This is a genomic window from Shewanella sp. TC10 (genome assembly GCF_009663145.1).
Lineage (GTDB): Bacteria > Pseudomonadota > Gammaproteobacteria > Enterobacterales > Shewanellaceae > Shewanella.
The window spans coordinates 1-13,277 of the sequence record NZ_VKHR01000048.1; the positions used below are offsets into that span (position 1 = coordinate 1).

Annotated in this window: 15 protein-coding genes; 5 read left to right on the forward strand and 10 right to left on the reverse strand. The window is 41.9% G+C overall.

Translation table 11 applies throughout. The features are described 5' to 3' along the window. The first annotated feature begins 33 nt into the window (after window positions 1–33). Entirely contained in the window at window positions 34–585 is a 552-nt protein-coding gene (locus FNZ24_RS15565; RefSeq protein ID WP_153915654.1) for a gamma carbonic anhydrase family protein, read from the forward strand. 9 nt (window positions 586–594) lie between these two features. Here FNZ24_RS15565 and FNZ24_RS15570 read toward each other — a convergent pair whose 3' ends face one another. The 4 genes from FNZ24_RS15570 to FNZ24_RS15585 are packed head-to-tail and all read right to left on the reverse strand — an operon-like array spanning window position 595 to window position 4,388. Further along, on the reverse strand, window positions 595–855 hold the full coding sequence (locus FNZ24_RS15570) for a DUF1488 domain-containing protein (RefSeq protein ID WP_153915655.1): 261 nt from the start codon (window positions 853–855) through the stop codon (window positions 595–597). Between the two features lie 12 nt (window positions 856–867). Next, window positions 868–1,683, reverse strand: a complete 816-nt coding sequence (aroE, locus tag FNZ24_RS15575; RefSeq protein WP_153915656.1) for a shikimate dehydrogenase — start codon at window positions 1,681–1,683, stop codon at window positions 868–870. A gap of 45 nt (window positions 1,684–1,728) precedes the next feature. Further along, window positions 1,729–2,946, reverse strand: a complete 1,218-nt coding sequence (locus FNZ24_RS15580; RefSeq protein WP_153915690.1) for an amidohydrolase family protein — start codon at window positions 2,944–2,946, stop codon at window positions 1,729–1,731. A 47-nt stretch (window positions 2,947–2,993) separates the two neighbouring features. Beyond that, window positions 2,994–4,388 (reverse strand): amidohydrolase, encoded by a 1,395-nt coding sequence (locus tag FNZ24_RS15585; RefSeq protein ID WP_153915657.1) that lies wholly within the window; start codon window positions 4,386–4,388, stop codon window positions 2,994–2,996. A gap of 200 nt (window positions 4,389–4,588) precedes the next feature. Between FNZ24_RS15585 and FNZ24_RS15590 the strand changes: the two genes are divergently transcribed. After that, entirely contained in the window at window positions 4,589–5,038 is a 450-nt protein-coding gene (locus FNZ24_RS15590; RefSeq protein ID WP_153915658.1) for a group II truncated hemoglobin, read from the forward strand. A 337-nt stretch (window positions 5,039–5,375) separates the two neighbouring features. On the opposite strand, the gene hemF is transcribed toward FNZ24_RS15590, so the two are convergent. From hemF to FNZ24_RS15620, 6 genes are all read right to left on the reverse strand, one after another. After that, the gene (gene hemF, locus FNZ24_RS15595) at window positions 5,376–6,296 is read right to left on the reverse strand and encodes an oxygen-dependent coproporphyrinogen oxidase (RefSeq protein ID WP_153915659.1); all 921 of its coding nucleotides are present in this window, start codon (window positions 6,294–6,296) and stop codon (window positions 5,376–5,378) included. Between the two features lie 10 nt (window positions 6,297–6,306). Further along, a complete protein-coding gene (locus FNZ24_RS15600; protein WP_153915660.1) occupies window positions 6,307–6,873 on the reverse strand; it encodes an L-threonylcarbamoyladenylate synthase in 567 nt (188 codons plus the stop codon). Window positions 6,874–6,966: 93 nt separating this feature from the next. Next, the gene (locus FNZ24_RS15605) at window positions 6,967–7,530 is read right to left on the reverse strand and encodes a type I DNA topoisomerase (RefSeq protein ID WP_153915661.1); all 564 of its coding nucleotides are present in this window, start codon (window positions 7,528–7,530) and stop codon (window positions 6,967–6,969) included. A 136-nt stretch (window positions 7,531–7,666) separates the two neighbouring features. Further along, window positions 7,667–8,140, reverse strand: a complete 474-nt coding sequence (locus FNZ24_RS15610) for a DUF494 family protein (protein ID WP_153915662.1) — start codon at window positions 8,138–8,140, stop codon at window positions 7,667–7,669. 4 nt (window positions 8,141–8,144) lie between these two features. Continuing rightward, on the reverse strand, window positions 8,145–9,158 hold the full coding sequence (gene dprA / locus FNZ24_RS15615) for a DNA-processing protein DprA (RefSeq protein ID WP_153915691.1): 1,014 nt from the start codon (window positions 9,156–9,158) through the stop codon (window positions 8,145–8,147). A gap of 84 nt (window positions 9,159–9,242) precedes the next feature. Continuing rightward, the gene (locus tag FNZ24_RS15620; RefSeq protein WP_194945076.1) at window positions 9,243–10,337 is read right to left on the reverse strand and encodes a LysM peptidoglycan-binding domain-containing protein; all 1,095 of its coding nucleotides are present in this window, start codon (window positions 10,335–10,337) and stop codon (window positions 9,243–9,245) included. A 135-nt stretch (window positions 10,338–10,472) separates the two neighbouring features. On the opposite strand from FNZ24_RS15620, the gene def reads away from it, so the two are divergent. From def to rsmB, 3 genes are read left to right on the forward strand one after another with little or no spacing between them, the layout of a single operon-like run. Continuing rightward, complete coding sequence (def, locus tag FNZ24_RS15625; protein WP_153915663.1) at window positions 10,473–10,985, forward strand: peptide deformylase; 513 nt, start codon at window positions 10,473–10,475, stop codon at window positions 10,983–10,985. A gap of 8 nt (window positions 10,986–10,993) precedes the next feature. Continuing rightward, window positions 10,994–11,968, forward strand: coding sequence for a methionyl-tRNA formyltransferase (fmt, locus tag FNZ24_RS15630; protein WP_153915664.1), 975 nt, complete (start codon window positions 10,994–10,996; stop codon window positions 11,966–11,968). Beyond that, on the forward strand, window positions 11,968–13,251 hold the full coding sequence (rsmB, locus tag FNZ24_RS15635) for a 16S rRNA (cytosine(967)-C(5))-methyltransferase RsmB (RefSeq protein ID WP_153915665.1): 1,284 nt from the start codon (window positions 11,968–11,970) through the stop codon (window positions 13,249–13,251). The genes fmt and rsmB overlap by 1 nt, the downstream gene beginning before the upstream one ends. Window positions 13,252–13,277: the final 26 nt, after the last annotated feature.

A 13,277-nucleotide genomic window follows, 5' to 3' on the forward strand; every position in this document is an offset into this window, starting at 1 on the left:
ACTTAGGCTAATTAAACAAATCAGGGATTTTATATGTTTAGCTCAATTCGTTCTTATCAAGGAATTCACCCACAATTAGCTGATAATGTTTATGTAGATAGTGCAGCGGTAATTGTTGGTGACATCGCTTTAGATCATGATGCCAGCATTTGGCCAATGGTAGCTGCACGCGGTGACGTTAATATCATCCGCATAGGAAAGCGTAGTAATGTTCAAGATGGTTCAGTCCTTCATGTCACTCGTAAATCTCCAGCGAATCCTGAAGGTAATCCTTTAATCATTGGAGATGATGTGACAATCGGCCATAAAGCAATGCTTCATGGTTGCACTGTGGGAAATCGTATTCTTGTTGGAATGGGCGCTATCATTTTAGATGGTGCCATCATTGAAGATGATGTGATTCTGGGAGCGGGTTCGCTTGTGCCACCAGGTAAAGTATTACAAAGTGGCTTTTTATATGTTGGTAGTCCTTGTAAGCAAGTGCGCCCATTAACTGAAAAAGAATTAGCGTTCTTGCCACAATCAGCTGATAACTATGTCAGATTGAAAAATGAGTATTTAGTAGACCTACAGCAATCTAGCTAAATTACATCATCAAACGTGAATAAACCCGTGCTCATCGAAAGATTCTGATTCGATGAGCGCTTCCGCTATATCTTCTATATCAAATCTTACTTGCTCAAACGCTGCTAACGCTTCTTTTTCATTTTGAATAGTTAATGATGCCAGCTTTTCTAACCTTGAAGTGTCAATCAAGCATGTCACATTCATGCCTTGGACTTGAGCTATCAAGGAAAGTTTTTTTGTAGCTTCATCCCACTCAATAATATCTGTAAAAATAATACTCTGATTCATTTAGACTAACCCTTATGACAATTGCGAACGCAATACTTGGTGCACGGCGGTTGTTGACGGCATCACACCACGCCAAATATTGAAGCTCTGGGCAGCTTGACCCACTAACATTCCTAATCCATCAACCACTTCACTCGCCCCTTGTGATAATGCCCATTGATTAAATAGTGTGACTTCTGCGCCGTAGGACATGTCATAACATTGGGTATGAGTTGAAATGATACTTTCAGGTAAACTTATTAATTCGCCAGCTAAACCTGCAGAGGTTGAATTGATTACAAGGTCAAATGAGCTAGTTAGTTCATCTATTGGTGTTGCGATAACATCGCCGAATTCAGTAAAGAGTTCTGCAAGGTGTTGCGCTTTACTAAAGGTACGATTACAAACTGTTAGTTTTACGCCAGCCTGCAATAAAGGTTTAATGCAACCTCTTGCTGCACCACCAGCACCGATAAGAAGTAGATGCTTACCAGAAATATCACCAAAGTGCTGAATAACATCAGTAACTAAGCCTATGCCATCAGTATTATCTCCACGGATGCGGCCATCTGGTAAATATATTAGGGTGTTAACCGCACCAGCCAATTTAGCTAATTCACTTAGTTCATCGCACGCAGCAAAGGCTTGCTCTTTAAAAGGGGCGGTAACATTTGCCCCTTTACCGCCACCAGCAAAAAACGCCATTAATGATTGAGAGAATTGATCAACAGGTGCAAGAATCGCTTGATAGCTCATCACTTGCTGAGTTTGTTTAGCAAACTCGGTATGGATGTATGGCGATTTACTCTGTGCGATTGGATTGCCAAATACAGCATACTTATCGGTCATCAATATTCTCTCTTTCATTTATAGCTTGGGTTAACTCATGCTCTCCTATTTATTGGTATAGGCCTGAGGCATTGAGGATTTAGTCATATAACGATCGCGCAATTCATCTTGGCGGCTTTGAGTGCTTTGCTCTTCACCACCAATCCACATTTTTTCAATATGGCTACTGTATTCGAACGGGTCACCGCTCCAAAGTACAATATCTGCTGGCATGCCAACTGCTATACGCCCTGCGTTAAGGTTAAAAGTATCAGCAACATTACTGGTAATCGCGGCCATGGCATCATCGTAAGTCATACCGTTGGCTACCGCATTGCCTGCACTATAACGTAATGCGTAGTTACCATGTGCATCGCCAGGTGTAGCTAACACGACTTTGACGCCAGCTTTACTTAATTTACCTGCGTTATCCAGAGAATTATGCAAAGAATCAAAACTTTCAGGAAGACTTCGCATCGCATCCATAACAACGGTAATATTTGCCTGCGCTAATTCATCAGCCAAAGTGACTGCATCAGCAGCCTCAAGCAACACTAAATCGAGTTTAAAGCGTTGTTTGAGTTTAATCAGTTGCATAATATCGCTACCGCGATCTGCATAGGCTATGAGTGGCTTATCACCTTTGAGCACAGCATTGATGATGAGTTCTTCTTTTGTTGGCTCTTTTGCATCGTCTTTGTCCGAGGTTTTACTTTCGGCTTTGGCGAGTGCCTTTTCCCGCTCCTCTAACTTATTAATTAAGTTTTGCATTCCGATAATACGCGAACCATCATGCTTAGCACCAAGCGAGACAAACAATGCTTGCTCTGTAGCAACAACGCTGTCCCAATCACCAGTAAGCGTGACTTCTATTGTCTGACCTGAAAATATTGTTTCGCCACCACCTGGCGCTACGACATTACGGGTAATGCCACCTTTTCTAGCAAATGGAATAGCGACACTTTTAGGGTTAAATGCCAAACTTGGATCGAAAGTCATATCCGCGGCTTTGTCATTTGTGTCTCGAGTCATTTTTTCTTGGCCGACTTCAACTAAGCCTAGAGAATTCATCGCACCAATAAAGCCTGGAGTTAAAATACCGCCTTTAGCATCAATAATCGTATCGGCATTAACAACCTCTGGATTCAGCTGAATGATTTTTCCATCTTCAATGATGACTGAGGCGTTAGTTAATACCCCTTGCTCTGTTGAGGTATATATTTTGGCATTAGTTACAGCCAATGTTTCAGCTTGCGCTAAAGAAGGTAGCAACCCAGCAAGCATTGAGATAGCAACGAGAGAGTAATTAAAATGTTTCAATGTCTTGCTCCTTATTGTTGACCTAACATAAAGTCACTTTTAGCGCGGTAAGCGTCGTCATTTCTATCAAAGACTTTAGCGCCATCGATATACACTTTGTCTGCCTGAGCATAAATGCTAAACGGGTTACTGTTCCAAATCACTACATCGGCATTTTTGCCAACTTCCAGTGAGCCCGTTTTATCAGCAATCCCCAAAGACTTAGCAGCGTTAGAAGTGATCCAACTAATGACATGTTCTTCAGTTAACTCAAAACCATTTTGATTGGCGCTATACATGATTTTGGCCGTTTCTTGGTTTAGGCGTTGTATTGTTGTGCTCGAATCAGAATGGACAACAGCGCATGAATTTTTGACCGCATCAACCATTGCAACATTTTCAACGATCATATCATTGGCTTCCATTTTAAAGCCCCACCAATCAGGCCACATTGCTGCGCAGTTACCATTTTCAGCTAACAAGTCAGCTATTTTGTAAGCTTCGATTGCGTGATGGAATGTACCTGAGTGGTAGTTAAACTCTTTACCTAAGTCCACCATCATCGCCATTTCTTCAGCCTTGTAGCAATGGTTATGAATGAGGATTTCGCCTTCTAATACCGCTTTTAAAGTATCTTTGGTTAAATCACGATCAGGTGCTTTAGCATTTAAGCCTAAGGCATAGTCAGCTTCATATTTATCCCAAGCTCGTTTATATTCAGTTGCCTCAATAAAGGCTTGACGATAACCCGCCATGTTGCCCATTCGAGTCATAGGGGCAACTTTTTGCCCTCTACCATAAGCCCCTTTAGGGTTCTCACCACAAGCCATTTTTAGACCATATGGCGCGTCAGGAAACTTCATTGCTTGCATGGTTGTTGACGGGGTGTTTTTTAAAGTCACACCACGGCCACCAATTAAATTGGCAGAACCGGGTAAAATCTGGAGCGTAGTAACTCCACCCTCTCTAGCTCGATTAAACGCAGGATCTTGTGGCCAAACGCTATGTTCAGCCCAAACTTCAGCAGTATTCGGGTTTGTTACTTCATTACCATCATTATGTGCATCAGCACCCGGGCTTGGATAAACCCCTAAGTGAGAGTGAACATCAATAATGCCTGGGGTAATCCATTGACCAGTCGCATCAATAACCAGTGCATCTTTAACCAAATCAGCTGACAAGTTGGTACCAACCGCTTTAATTTTACCATCTAGCATCAATACATCTGCACTTTCTATCTTTTCACCAGTACCTGTCAGTACTGTGGCATTAGTAAGTAATGTCGTCGTGCGCGGTAATACTTGATAAGTACTCGGATAAGGATTCTTATTGATTGTTACTTGAGGATCTTGTTGTTGGGTTTGATTGCACCCCAACAATGCAGTGGATACAGCGATCACCACCAAAGACGGCGCAAATTTGGCCATTACCTATACTCCCTTTTATTATTATTGATGTTTCTTTGTTAATTTAACCAAGTTATCAGCTTAAATACAGCTAAGCATTCAATTGATTTGTAGCAATACATTAACAAACTCAATAATCCAATACACTGCCGCTCTATTACCCGTCATCAAAAATATCGTTATAATCTCGCTAGATTTCTAATAAGCGAGTGCTGTAATAAATGAAGTGGTTAAGAAAATTATTTGCTATCAAGGAAACTGACAATACAAACTATGATGACCGTGATGAAACTCAGTCAAATGCCTATGAATTAATTGGTGGTGAGAAAACTATCCGTTTATTGGCAAAAGAATTTTATAAACAGATGCAAAAACGTAAAGATACTGTGCCTTTACTCGCCATTCACCGCTCGCCTATTGGAGATTCCGAACAGAAATTGTTTGAGTTTTTAAGTGGCTGGTTAGGTGGTCCACAACTATATCAACAAAAGTATGGTCACCCAGCGCTTCGAGCAAGACATATGCCGTTTGCGATTGATCAATCAATGGTCGATCAGTGGCTCACTTGCATGGAGCAAGCCATCATCAAAGTAATAAAAAAGCCTGAACATCAACGAGTGATTTTTCAGGCCATATCAACACTTGCCAACAACATGCGCAATAAAGACTAGTTATTTAACTGTAACCAATCTTGTGGTTTAAGGTAGCGCTCGTATAATTCAGATTCTTGAGAATCTTGTTCTCGCGTAAAGGCGTAAAACCATATTCCCAGCGTACAAATGATGATGGCATCGACACCATTTACTTATTACAGCTATTGTTAATCCCCTACAAAGACTAGCTCTCTAGCTGTAACCAATCTTGTGGTTTAAGGTAACGCTCGTATAATTCTGCCTCTTGAGAATCTTGTTCTCGCGTAAAGGCGTAAAACCCTATTCCCAGCGTACCAATGATGATGGCATAGACATCATTTACTTAGTACAGCTATTGTTTAATCCCCTACAAAGACTAGCTCTCTAGCTGTAACCAATCTTGTGGTTTAAGGTAGCGCTCGTATAATTCTGCCTCTTGAGAATCTTCTTCGGGCGTAAAACCATATTCCCAGCGTACCAAAGGTGGCATCGACATCAAGATAGATTCGGTGCGCCCTCCGGTTTGTAGACCGAACAAAGTGCCTCGGTCATAAACCAGATTAAACTCAACATAACGGCCACGACGGTATAACTGGAACTGACGTTCATCATCGTTGTATTCGAGATCTTTATTACGCTCAACAATTGGCGAATATGCAGTTAGGAAACCACTTCCCACAGCTTTCATAAAGTCGAAACTTTTCTCAAAACCATGCTCATTGAGATCATCAAAGAACAAGCCACCAACACCACGAGTTTCATTTCGATGTGGCAGGAAGAAGTATTCATCGCACCACTTTTTATATTTCGGGTAAACATCTTCACCGAACGGCGCACAAATGTCTGCTGCAGTTTGGTGCCAAGATATAACATCTTCTTCAAAAGGGTAATAAGGCGTTAAATCAAAGCCACCACCAAACCACCAAACAGGATCGGCTCCCTCTTTACGAGCAATAAAAAATCGAACGTTTGCATGGGTTGTCGGGATAAATGGGTTTTTAGGGTGAATGACTAACGACACTCCCATTGCTTCAAAACTACGTCCAGCCAACTCAGGTCTATGAGCTGTCGCAGATGCCGGCATAGCAGCTCCCATTACATGGGAAAAATTCACACCGGCTTGCTCAAATACTTGGCCATTGGTTAATACACGACTGGTACCACCGCCACCTTCAGCACGCTCCCATGATTCAGCTTGAAATTTCGCTTTTTCATCCAAAGCCTCTAAACCTTCACAAATGCTCGCTTGAAGAGATAACAGGTATTGCTTTACCACTGTGGCATCTGGTATTGCCATATCAAATTCCTTATTGTCCATTGCGTAGTATGTTGCCACTACGGGCATCGATAATTGTTGAAGGTTGACGTTGTGAGCCTAACTCACCAAGTACGAGTGCACTCACATCTTCAGGAAAAGACTGCTCGATTTCAGTTGCTGACATTGCAGGCTCTTGACCTGCTAGGTTGGCACTGCTCGAAACTAAGGGCTTATTGACGCTATCACATAATGCTCTGACAACCGGATGCGCTGACACACGCACAGCTATCGAATCAAACTCACCACATAGCAGTTTACTGACCCCTGTTTTGATTGGCATAACAAAGGTAAACGGGCCAGGCCATTTGCTAAAAGCAAAAGCTAACTGTTCTTGAGTTAATTGGGATTCGTCAATATAGGGCTTAAGCTGTTGGTAATCACTGGCGACTAAGATAAGCCCTTTTTGCCAAGGTCTTTGTTTTATATCCAATAACTTTTGAATAGCGATAAGGTTATCAGGGTCGCATCCTAGGCCGTAAACAGCCTCTGTTGGATAAGCAATAACCCCTCCATCAACAAACACCTTATTAACTTCAGATGGTTGCAATCGCTGCATGAAATACCCTTTAACCTTATTAAATTAATGGCAAATTATACAGACTATATGGATATGAACAAATACTGATATACGCTTAAGCTAATGAAAAGCTTATAGCGGACGTTTATATTTACAGGATTTTTGTGGGCACTCTAAGCGACTACCTGCAGCACCTTTGCGCTCAACTAAAATACCAAAACTACATTCTGGGCAGGTTTCATTATGAGGTGGATAATTGACGAGATATTTACACTTTGGATAAGTATTACACGCAAAAAAAGTTTTACCGTATCGGCTAGTACGAGACTCTAATTGACCTTTTTTACAATGCGGACAATTTATCACTTCAGCTTCGGCGTCATGATCATGCTTCTCGATATGTTTACATTCAGGATAATGAGTGCAGCCGATAAATATACCGAAACGCCCTGACTTAACCGCCAGTTCATTACCACATTCGGGACATTCAGAGCCTTCAATGACTTGAGTTTCAATTGACTCATGTTGTACTAATGGTCGAGTGAAATCACAGGTGGGGTAATTATTACACCCGACAAAGCCACCATGTTTACTATTTTTAACCGAGAGTTCGCAACCACACTTAGGGCAGAGTTCAAACTCTTTTTCTAAAGCATGTTCGTGCACGGTAAATAGCTGCTGATCGATTTTAGACATGTTGCTCTCAATTAAAATGTAAGACAGAAACTAAGCTCAGCCTTTCATATGCTGTAAAGAATATAGTAGCAAAAATGAAGATCAAAAAAGGAGGCCTAGCCTCCTTTTTAGTCACTTCATCACAAATAGTGAAACCTTAAGAATGTAAACGGCCATCTGGCTGTTCGAAGATAAGGTCTTCCATCTGCTCATAAGCTGATTCGTTGCCTGGCACATTAAATAACACCATCAACACCACCCATTTTAAATCTTCCAAGATTAAGGAGGTTTCGTCTAACGCCATCACACGGTCAATGATCATTTCACGGGTTTCAACGGTCAGCACTTGGATTTGTTCTAAGAACAATATAAAGCCTCGGCTTTCAACATCCAATTTTGCCATTTCATCTTTAGTGTAAATACGAAACGACTGCTGAGCATGATTGCACAAGTAAGGCTTATCACTTTCTTGTAAATCTGCTAAACGTTCTAGCCACGATAAGGCTTTTAAAATGTCAGCTTGGTGAAAACCCGCACGGGTTAACTCTTTGGTAAGCTCATCTTCGTCAACTAATAGCTCAACTTCACTATGGACATAGTTCTCAAAAAGATACATGAGGATATCAAACATATGGTTATCTCCTCTCTAGTCTGACGTAACCACCAGGCACTTGCGCAACCCAGCCCTGTAATTCAAGTTCAAGCATTTCTACTAACACCAGATCTATCGACTTCCCGCTATGCTCGACTACCCGATCTAAACTGGTAGTCTCATAACCTACACTAGCTAACAGCGCAGAAAATGGCAAATTTGTTGTATTATCTTCTATATGGTGACGATTAGCGACATCTTCAAGGTGAAAGCTTGTCAATGTGGACAATTCTTCAACAACATCCGCAGCACACTCTACTAATTTAGCCCCATTTTTTAACAAATCATGGCAACCCTGACTATATCCACCAGCCACAGACCCCGGCACAGCAAACACTTCGCGGTTTTGCTCCATGGCTAATCTAGCAGTAATAAGTGAGCCACTCTTACGAGTCGCCTCAACCACAATACTACCAAGAGAAAGGCCACTAATAATTCGATTTCGCTTCGGGAAATTCCCTGCAAAAGGGCCAACTTGAGGCCAGTACTCACTTACAACACAGCCAGAGTGTTGAATTTGTTGGTATAAGTTGCTGTGCCTTTTAGGGTATATATAATCGACACCTGTGCCTAACACCGCAATCGTCACTCCATGATTACCTAAGGCCGCTTTATGCGCAGCGCCATCAATACCTGTTGCCATGCCGCTGGTTATTGAAAAACCTAATTGAACGAGTTCAGCAGCGAGTACATTCGCAGTATTTAAACCACCCACTGAAGCATTGCGACTACCGACCATGCCAATTGATGGTAAAAGTAAGCTTTCAATTTGTCCTTTTACAAACAGTATTGAGGGCGGATCGGATATTTGTTTTAACAAGGCTGGATATTCGGGATCAGAAAAACAAACGATGTGGTGATGGGAAGATTGCTGTAGCCACTCAAGTGCGACTTCTATTTTGTCAAAATCAACCTGACATTGAGACAGCAGCTTTGCCGATAACGGCAAAGACTGCTTTTCAAACTCTAAACGTTGCCTTAATTCCTCAACATCCATTTGAGTTAACAATTGTTGAATCCGAGCGGGTCCTAGCCCGGATACTGCACAAACAACTAGCCAGTCGACCAGTTTTTCAGATATTTATTCGCCTCTTAAGTCAGTCGTTTTTGGCGTAATTAATTTATCATCAACTCGCACAGGGTGCTCATTGGCAACAATGATCGCCATGCTGGTCTTTTCAAACACTTTAAACACCATCAACTTACCGTGATAAATATCAGGCATAGTGAAAACTTCATCGTCAGAAATTTTCGCTTTTAAACTATCGTAAGCAGTTCTATCTAGTGTTGGAACAGGAACTCCATCACCATTAATAACGATCTGCTCGCCATCGCGATAAATGGCAAATACATGCCCAGTTTCAATATTATCTTGCTCACCTTTGTCTAAGTAAACGATATCCAGTTTACCGACTTCGCGAATGTCTTTTTCAATCGCAATAACGTTAGCAGGAACCGTTTCTGGTGCAGCTTTAGGCATAAAGTAAGCAGACATCAGCGCTTCATCTTCAACCGGAGCAACTTTAAAACCTGCTTTAGACTCTCGAAGATTACTCAGTAGCTGCACTTTTGAAATATCACCAGATTCAGTGACACGACCACTGGCAGTTAAAATAATTTCTTGCCCTAAAACGTCACTAGTTTCTTTGTCGAGAAACTCACGGCCCTCTTGATAAACAGCTAATTTTTCACCTACAGGTAAATTAGCATTAATATAAACCACATCATTCATCACATGATTCCTAGAAGGGCTTTCTCCGCCTAAAATCATAGGTAAACCTTCAACCCATTCAGGATCAACAATACGGTTTTGAACTAAATAAGGTTGAATGAGTGCAAGGTCAATGGCTGGAATTGGGCCACCTTTGTCACTAATACGCCCTTCTGGTCCTTTTTTGATATGCTGTTTCAATACCAAACGTGGTTGGCCATCGATAAATACCAGCGTTAATCTGTCGCCAGGATAAATAAGGTGTGGATTCGCAATCTGTGGGTTTGCGCCCCATAATTTAGGCCAGCGCCAAGGGTCGTCTAAGAAAAAAGCAGAGATATCCCATAGGGTATCGCCTTTCTTAACGATATAAGAATCAGGGTGGCCTGATTTTAATGTTAATGTATCTGCATTAACCAGCAGTGTACTAAGTGTCAAAAACGCGAGTAAAAATATCCGTTTCATGGTTCATTCCATGTGTTTAGCTCTTTATTAGAGCTTTTGCTGTTATTGATGGTCAGTAAGGATTAAAATTAACCCATTATCTAAGCCAGTATAGCTAACTGGCTGAAATTTGACAGACTTGTTAAGAGTTTATATATGCCATTATTAAAAGTTTTACGCTTTCCAGATGAAAGATTACGTACTGTAGCCAAGCCAGTAACCGATTTCGGCGACGAACTACAAACCCAAATTGATAACATGTTAGAAACAATGTACGAAGAAAAAGGCATTGGTTTAGCAGCAACTCAAGTGGACTTCCACCAGCAATTGATTGTGATGGACTTACAAGATGATGTTGAGCGCCCAACGATTTTCATTAATCCTGAAATCGTTGCCAAAAGTGGTGATTTCACTAATGAAGAAGGTTGTTTATCGGTTCCAGGTATTTATGCCAAGGTTGACCGCTCTGAATTTGTGACTTTCAAAGCATTAGATCGTCACGGAGAAGAATTCACCGTCGAAGCTGATGACTTATTTGCAATTTGTATTCAACACGAAATGGATCACTTACAGGGCAAGCTTTTCGTCGATTACCTTTCAAAGATGAAGCGTGACCGTATTAAGAAAAAGCTTGAGAAAGAAGCACGTTTAGAAGCCAAAGAAGCATAGGACTCCATTTGAAACCGTTAAATATTATCTTTGCTGGAACCCCTGACTTTGCAGCTCTGCATCTGCAAGCTCTGATCGACTCAGAACACAATGTGGTTGCTGTTTACTCACAGCCAGATAGACCTGCAGGTCGAGGCAAGAAGCTACAGGCAAGCCCGGTAAAACAATTGGCTATCGCTAATGATATTCCTGTTTATCAACCGCCATCATTACGCAAAGAAGACGCACAAGCTGAACTTGCGTCTTTAAATGCCGATATCATGGTCGTTGTCGCTTACGGCTTAATCCTGCCAAAGATAGTATTAGATACTCCTCGTTTAGGGTGCATTAACGTTCATGGTTCCATTTTACCTCGCTGGCGTGGTGCTGCTCCTATTCAACGCGCTTTATGGGCGGGCGATAGCGAAACTGGCGTAACCATTATGCAGATGGATATCGGTTTAGATACCGGTGACATGCTATTAAAAACGTCATTGAAAATTGAAGATACTGATACTTCGGCCACTTTATATAGCAAGCTTGCTAAGCAAGGTCCTGAAGCACTTATTGAAGCGCTACAAGGTATCAGTGATGGTTCAATAACACCTGAAAAACAAGACGAAGCACTCGCTAATTACGCCGAAAAACTGTCGAAAGAAGAAGCGCAAATAGATTGGACCAAGAGTGCTAAACAGCTGTGGCAAGAAATCCGTGCTTTTAATCCTTGGCCAGCAAGTCACTTTACCTTGCAAGGTAATACCATCAAGGTTTGGCAAGCGAGTTATTCGGCAGAACAAACAAAAGTAGCGCCTGGCACAATTATCGAAAGTAATAAACAAGGCGTAACCGTTGCCACTGGCGGCGGCACCCTGCAGCTACAAGTCATGCAGCTTCCAGGTAAAAAGCAGATGCCAGTTGCTGATATATTAAATTCTCGCGCAGAATGGTTTACACAAGGCACCAGCTTTGTGAGTGCTGATGAACAAAAAGAGGCACAAGCTTAATGAATGTTAGAGCACTAGCAGCCAAAGCTATTTTTAATGTATTAGAAAAAGGTATCTCGTTATCTGTTGCCTTACCCGATCAACAACAGCACCTAACTAATGGTAAAGACAAAGCCTTACTTGCTGAGCTTTGTTATGGCGTCATGCGTCAACTACCGCAGTTAGATAAATGTGTTAGCGACTGTTTAAGCAAACCTTTTAAAGCCAAACAACGTATATTGCATCAACTGTTGTTAGTTGGATGCTATCAATTGTACTTTACCCGTATTCCTGCACATGCCGCTATTTCAGAGACTGCAGAAGCCTGTCGTCAGATGAAGTTTGATGGCCTGGTCAAAGTCATTAACGGTGTATTACGTAATATTCAACGTAAAGAAGCCCCACTAAACACTGACAACGACACGTTAAAGTACAACACTCCAGCTTGGTTTATTAAGCGCCTTAAGAGTGCCTACCCAGATAACTGGGCAGACATTATTGAACAAAGCCACCAACGCCCACCAATGTGGCTTCGCAACAATCAATTGTCTCAAACTCGCGATAATTATCTAAGCCAGCTTGCTGAACATGAGATTGAAGCTTCTGCGGGTGATAGTGATGATGCCATTCTATTAGCCGCGCCAAAAGATGTGATGCAACTACCTAGATTCGCTGAAGGTTCTGCATCGGTTCAGGATGGTGCAGCTCAGTGGGCAGCAACACTTTTAGCCCCTCAATCAAATGAGCTAGTGCTTGATGCTTGCGCCGCTCCTGGCGGTAAAACTTGTCACACCATTGAGTGTGAACCCAGTATCTCAATGGTTGCTGTAGATTTTGATGCCAAACGTTTAGAGCGAGTGCAACAAAATCTGGACAGATTAAATTTAAAAGCGCAAGTTATTCATGGTGATGCAGCAGATATCGATAGCTGGTGGCAAGGTGATAAGTTTGACCGAATCTTGCTAGATGCGCCGTGTTCAGCAACAGGTGTTATCCGTCGTCATCCAGATATTAAATGGTTACGCAAAAATAATGATATTGAAGAGCTCGCTTTATTACAGCAGCAAATTATCGACCATTGCTGGAAATGGCTAAAGCCAGGCGGCACCATGCTATACGCCACGTGCTCTATTTTGCCGCAAGAAAATAGCCAGCAAATAGAACAGTTTTTACAACGCACACCAGATGCGTCATTAATTCCGATTGCCCAGCAATTGTCAGCTGAAGATATTGGCTGGCAGATCCTGCCAGGTCAAAACAATATGGATGGCTTTTATTACGCCCGTTTAGTTAAAGCGGTTTAAGCGTGTTATAGCAGGGATACCAGCAC

What these genes read in the sequence shown, in the direction of transcription:
- rsmB (WP_153915665.1), top strand. Translation starts at nt 11,968, where the DNA reads ATGAATGTTAGAGCACTAGCAGCCAAAGCTATTTTTAATGTATTAGAA.
- FNZ24_RS15570 (WP_153915655.1), bottom strand. Translation starts at nt 855, where the DNA reads ATGAATCAGAGTATTATTTTTACAGATATTATTGAGTGGGATGAAGCT.
- FNZ24_RS15600 (WP_153915660.1), bottom strand. Translation starts at nt 6,873, where the DNA reads ATGCAGCGATTGCAACCATCTGAAGTTAATAAGGTGTTTGTTGATGGA.
- hemF (WP_153915659.1), bottom strand. Translation starts at nt 6,296, where the DNA reads ATGGCAATACCAGATGCCACAGTGGTAAAGCAATACCTGTTATCTCTT.
- FNZ24_RS15620 (WP_194945076.1), bottom strand. Translation starts at nt 10,337, where the DNA reads ATGAAACGGATATTTTTACTCGCGTTTTTGACACTTAGTACACTGCTG.
- FNZ24_RS15565 (WP_153915654.1), top strand. Translation starts at nt 34, where the DNA reads ATGTTTAGCTCAATTCGTTCTTATCAAGGAATTCACCCACAATTAGCT.
- FNZ24_RS15605 (WP_153915661.1), bottom strand. Translation starts at nt 7,530, where the DNA reads ATGTCTAAAATCGATCAGCAGCTATTTACCGTGCACGAACATGCTTTA.
- aroE (WP_153915656.1), bottom strand. Translation starts at nt 1,683, where the DNA reads ATGACCGATAAGTATGCTGTATTTGGCAATCCAATCGCACAGAGTAAA.
- FNZ24_RS15610 (WP_153915662.1), bottom strand. Translation starts at nt 8,140, where the DNA reads ATGTTTGATATCCTCATGTATCTTTTTGAGAACTATGTCCATAGTGAA.
- def (WP_153915663.1), top strand. Translation starts at nt 10,473, where the DNA reads ATGCCATTATTAAAAGTTTTACGCTTTCCAGATGAAAGATTACGTACT.
- dprA (WP_153915691.1), bottom strand. Translation starts at nt 9,158, where the DNA reads ATGGATGTTGAGGAATTAAGGCAACGTTTAGAGTTTGAAAAGCAGTCT.
- FNZ24_RS15585 (WP_153915657.1), bottom strand. Translation starts at nt 4,388, where the DNA reads ATGGCCAAATTTGCGCCGTCTTTGGTGGTGATCGCTGTATCCACTGCA.
- FNZ24_RS15590 (WP_153915658.1), top strand. Translation starts at nt 4,589, where the DNA reads ATGAAGTGGTTAAGAAAATTATTTGCTATCAAGGAAACTGACAATACA.
- FNZ24_RS15580 (WP_153915690.1), bottom strand. Translation starts at nt 2,946, where the DNA reads ATGCTTGCTGGGTTGCTACCTTCTTTAGCGCAAGCTGAAACATTGGCT.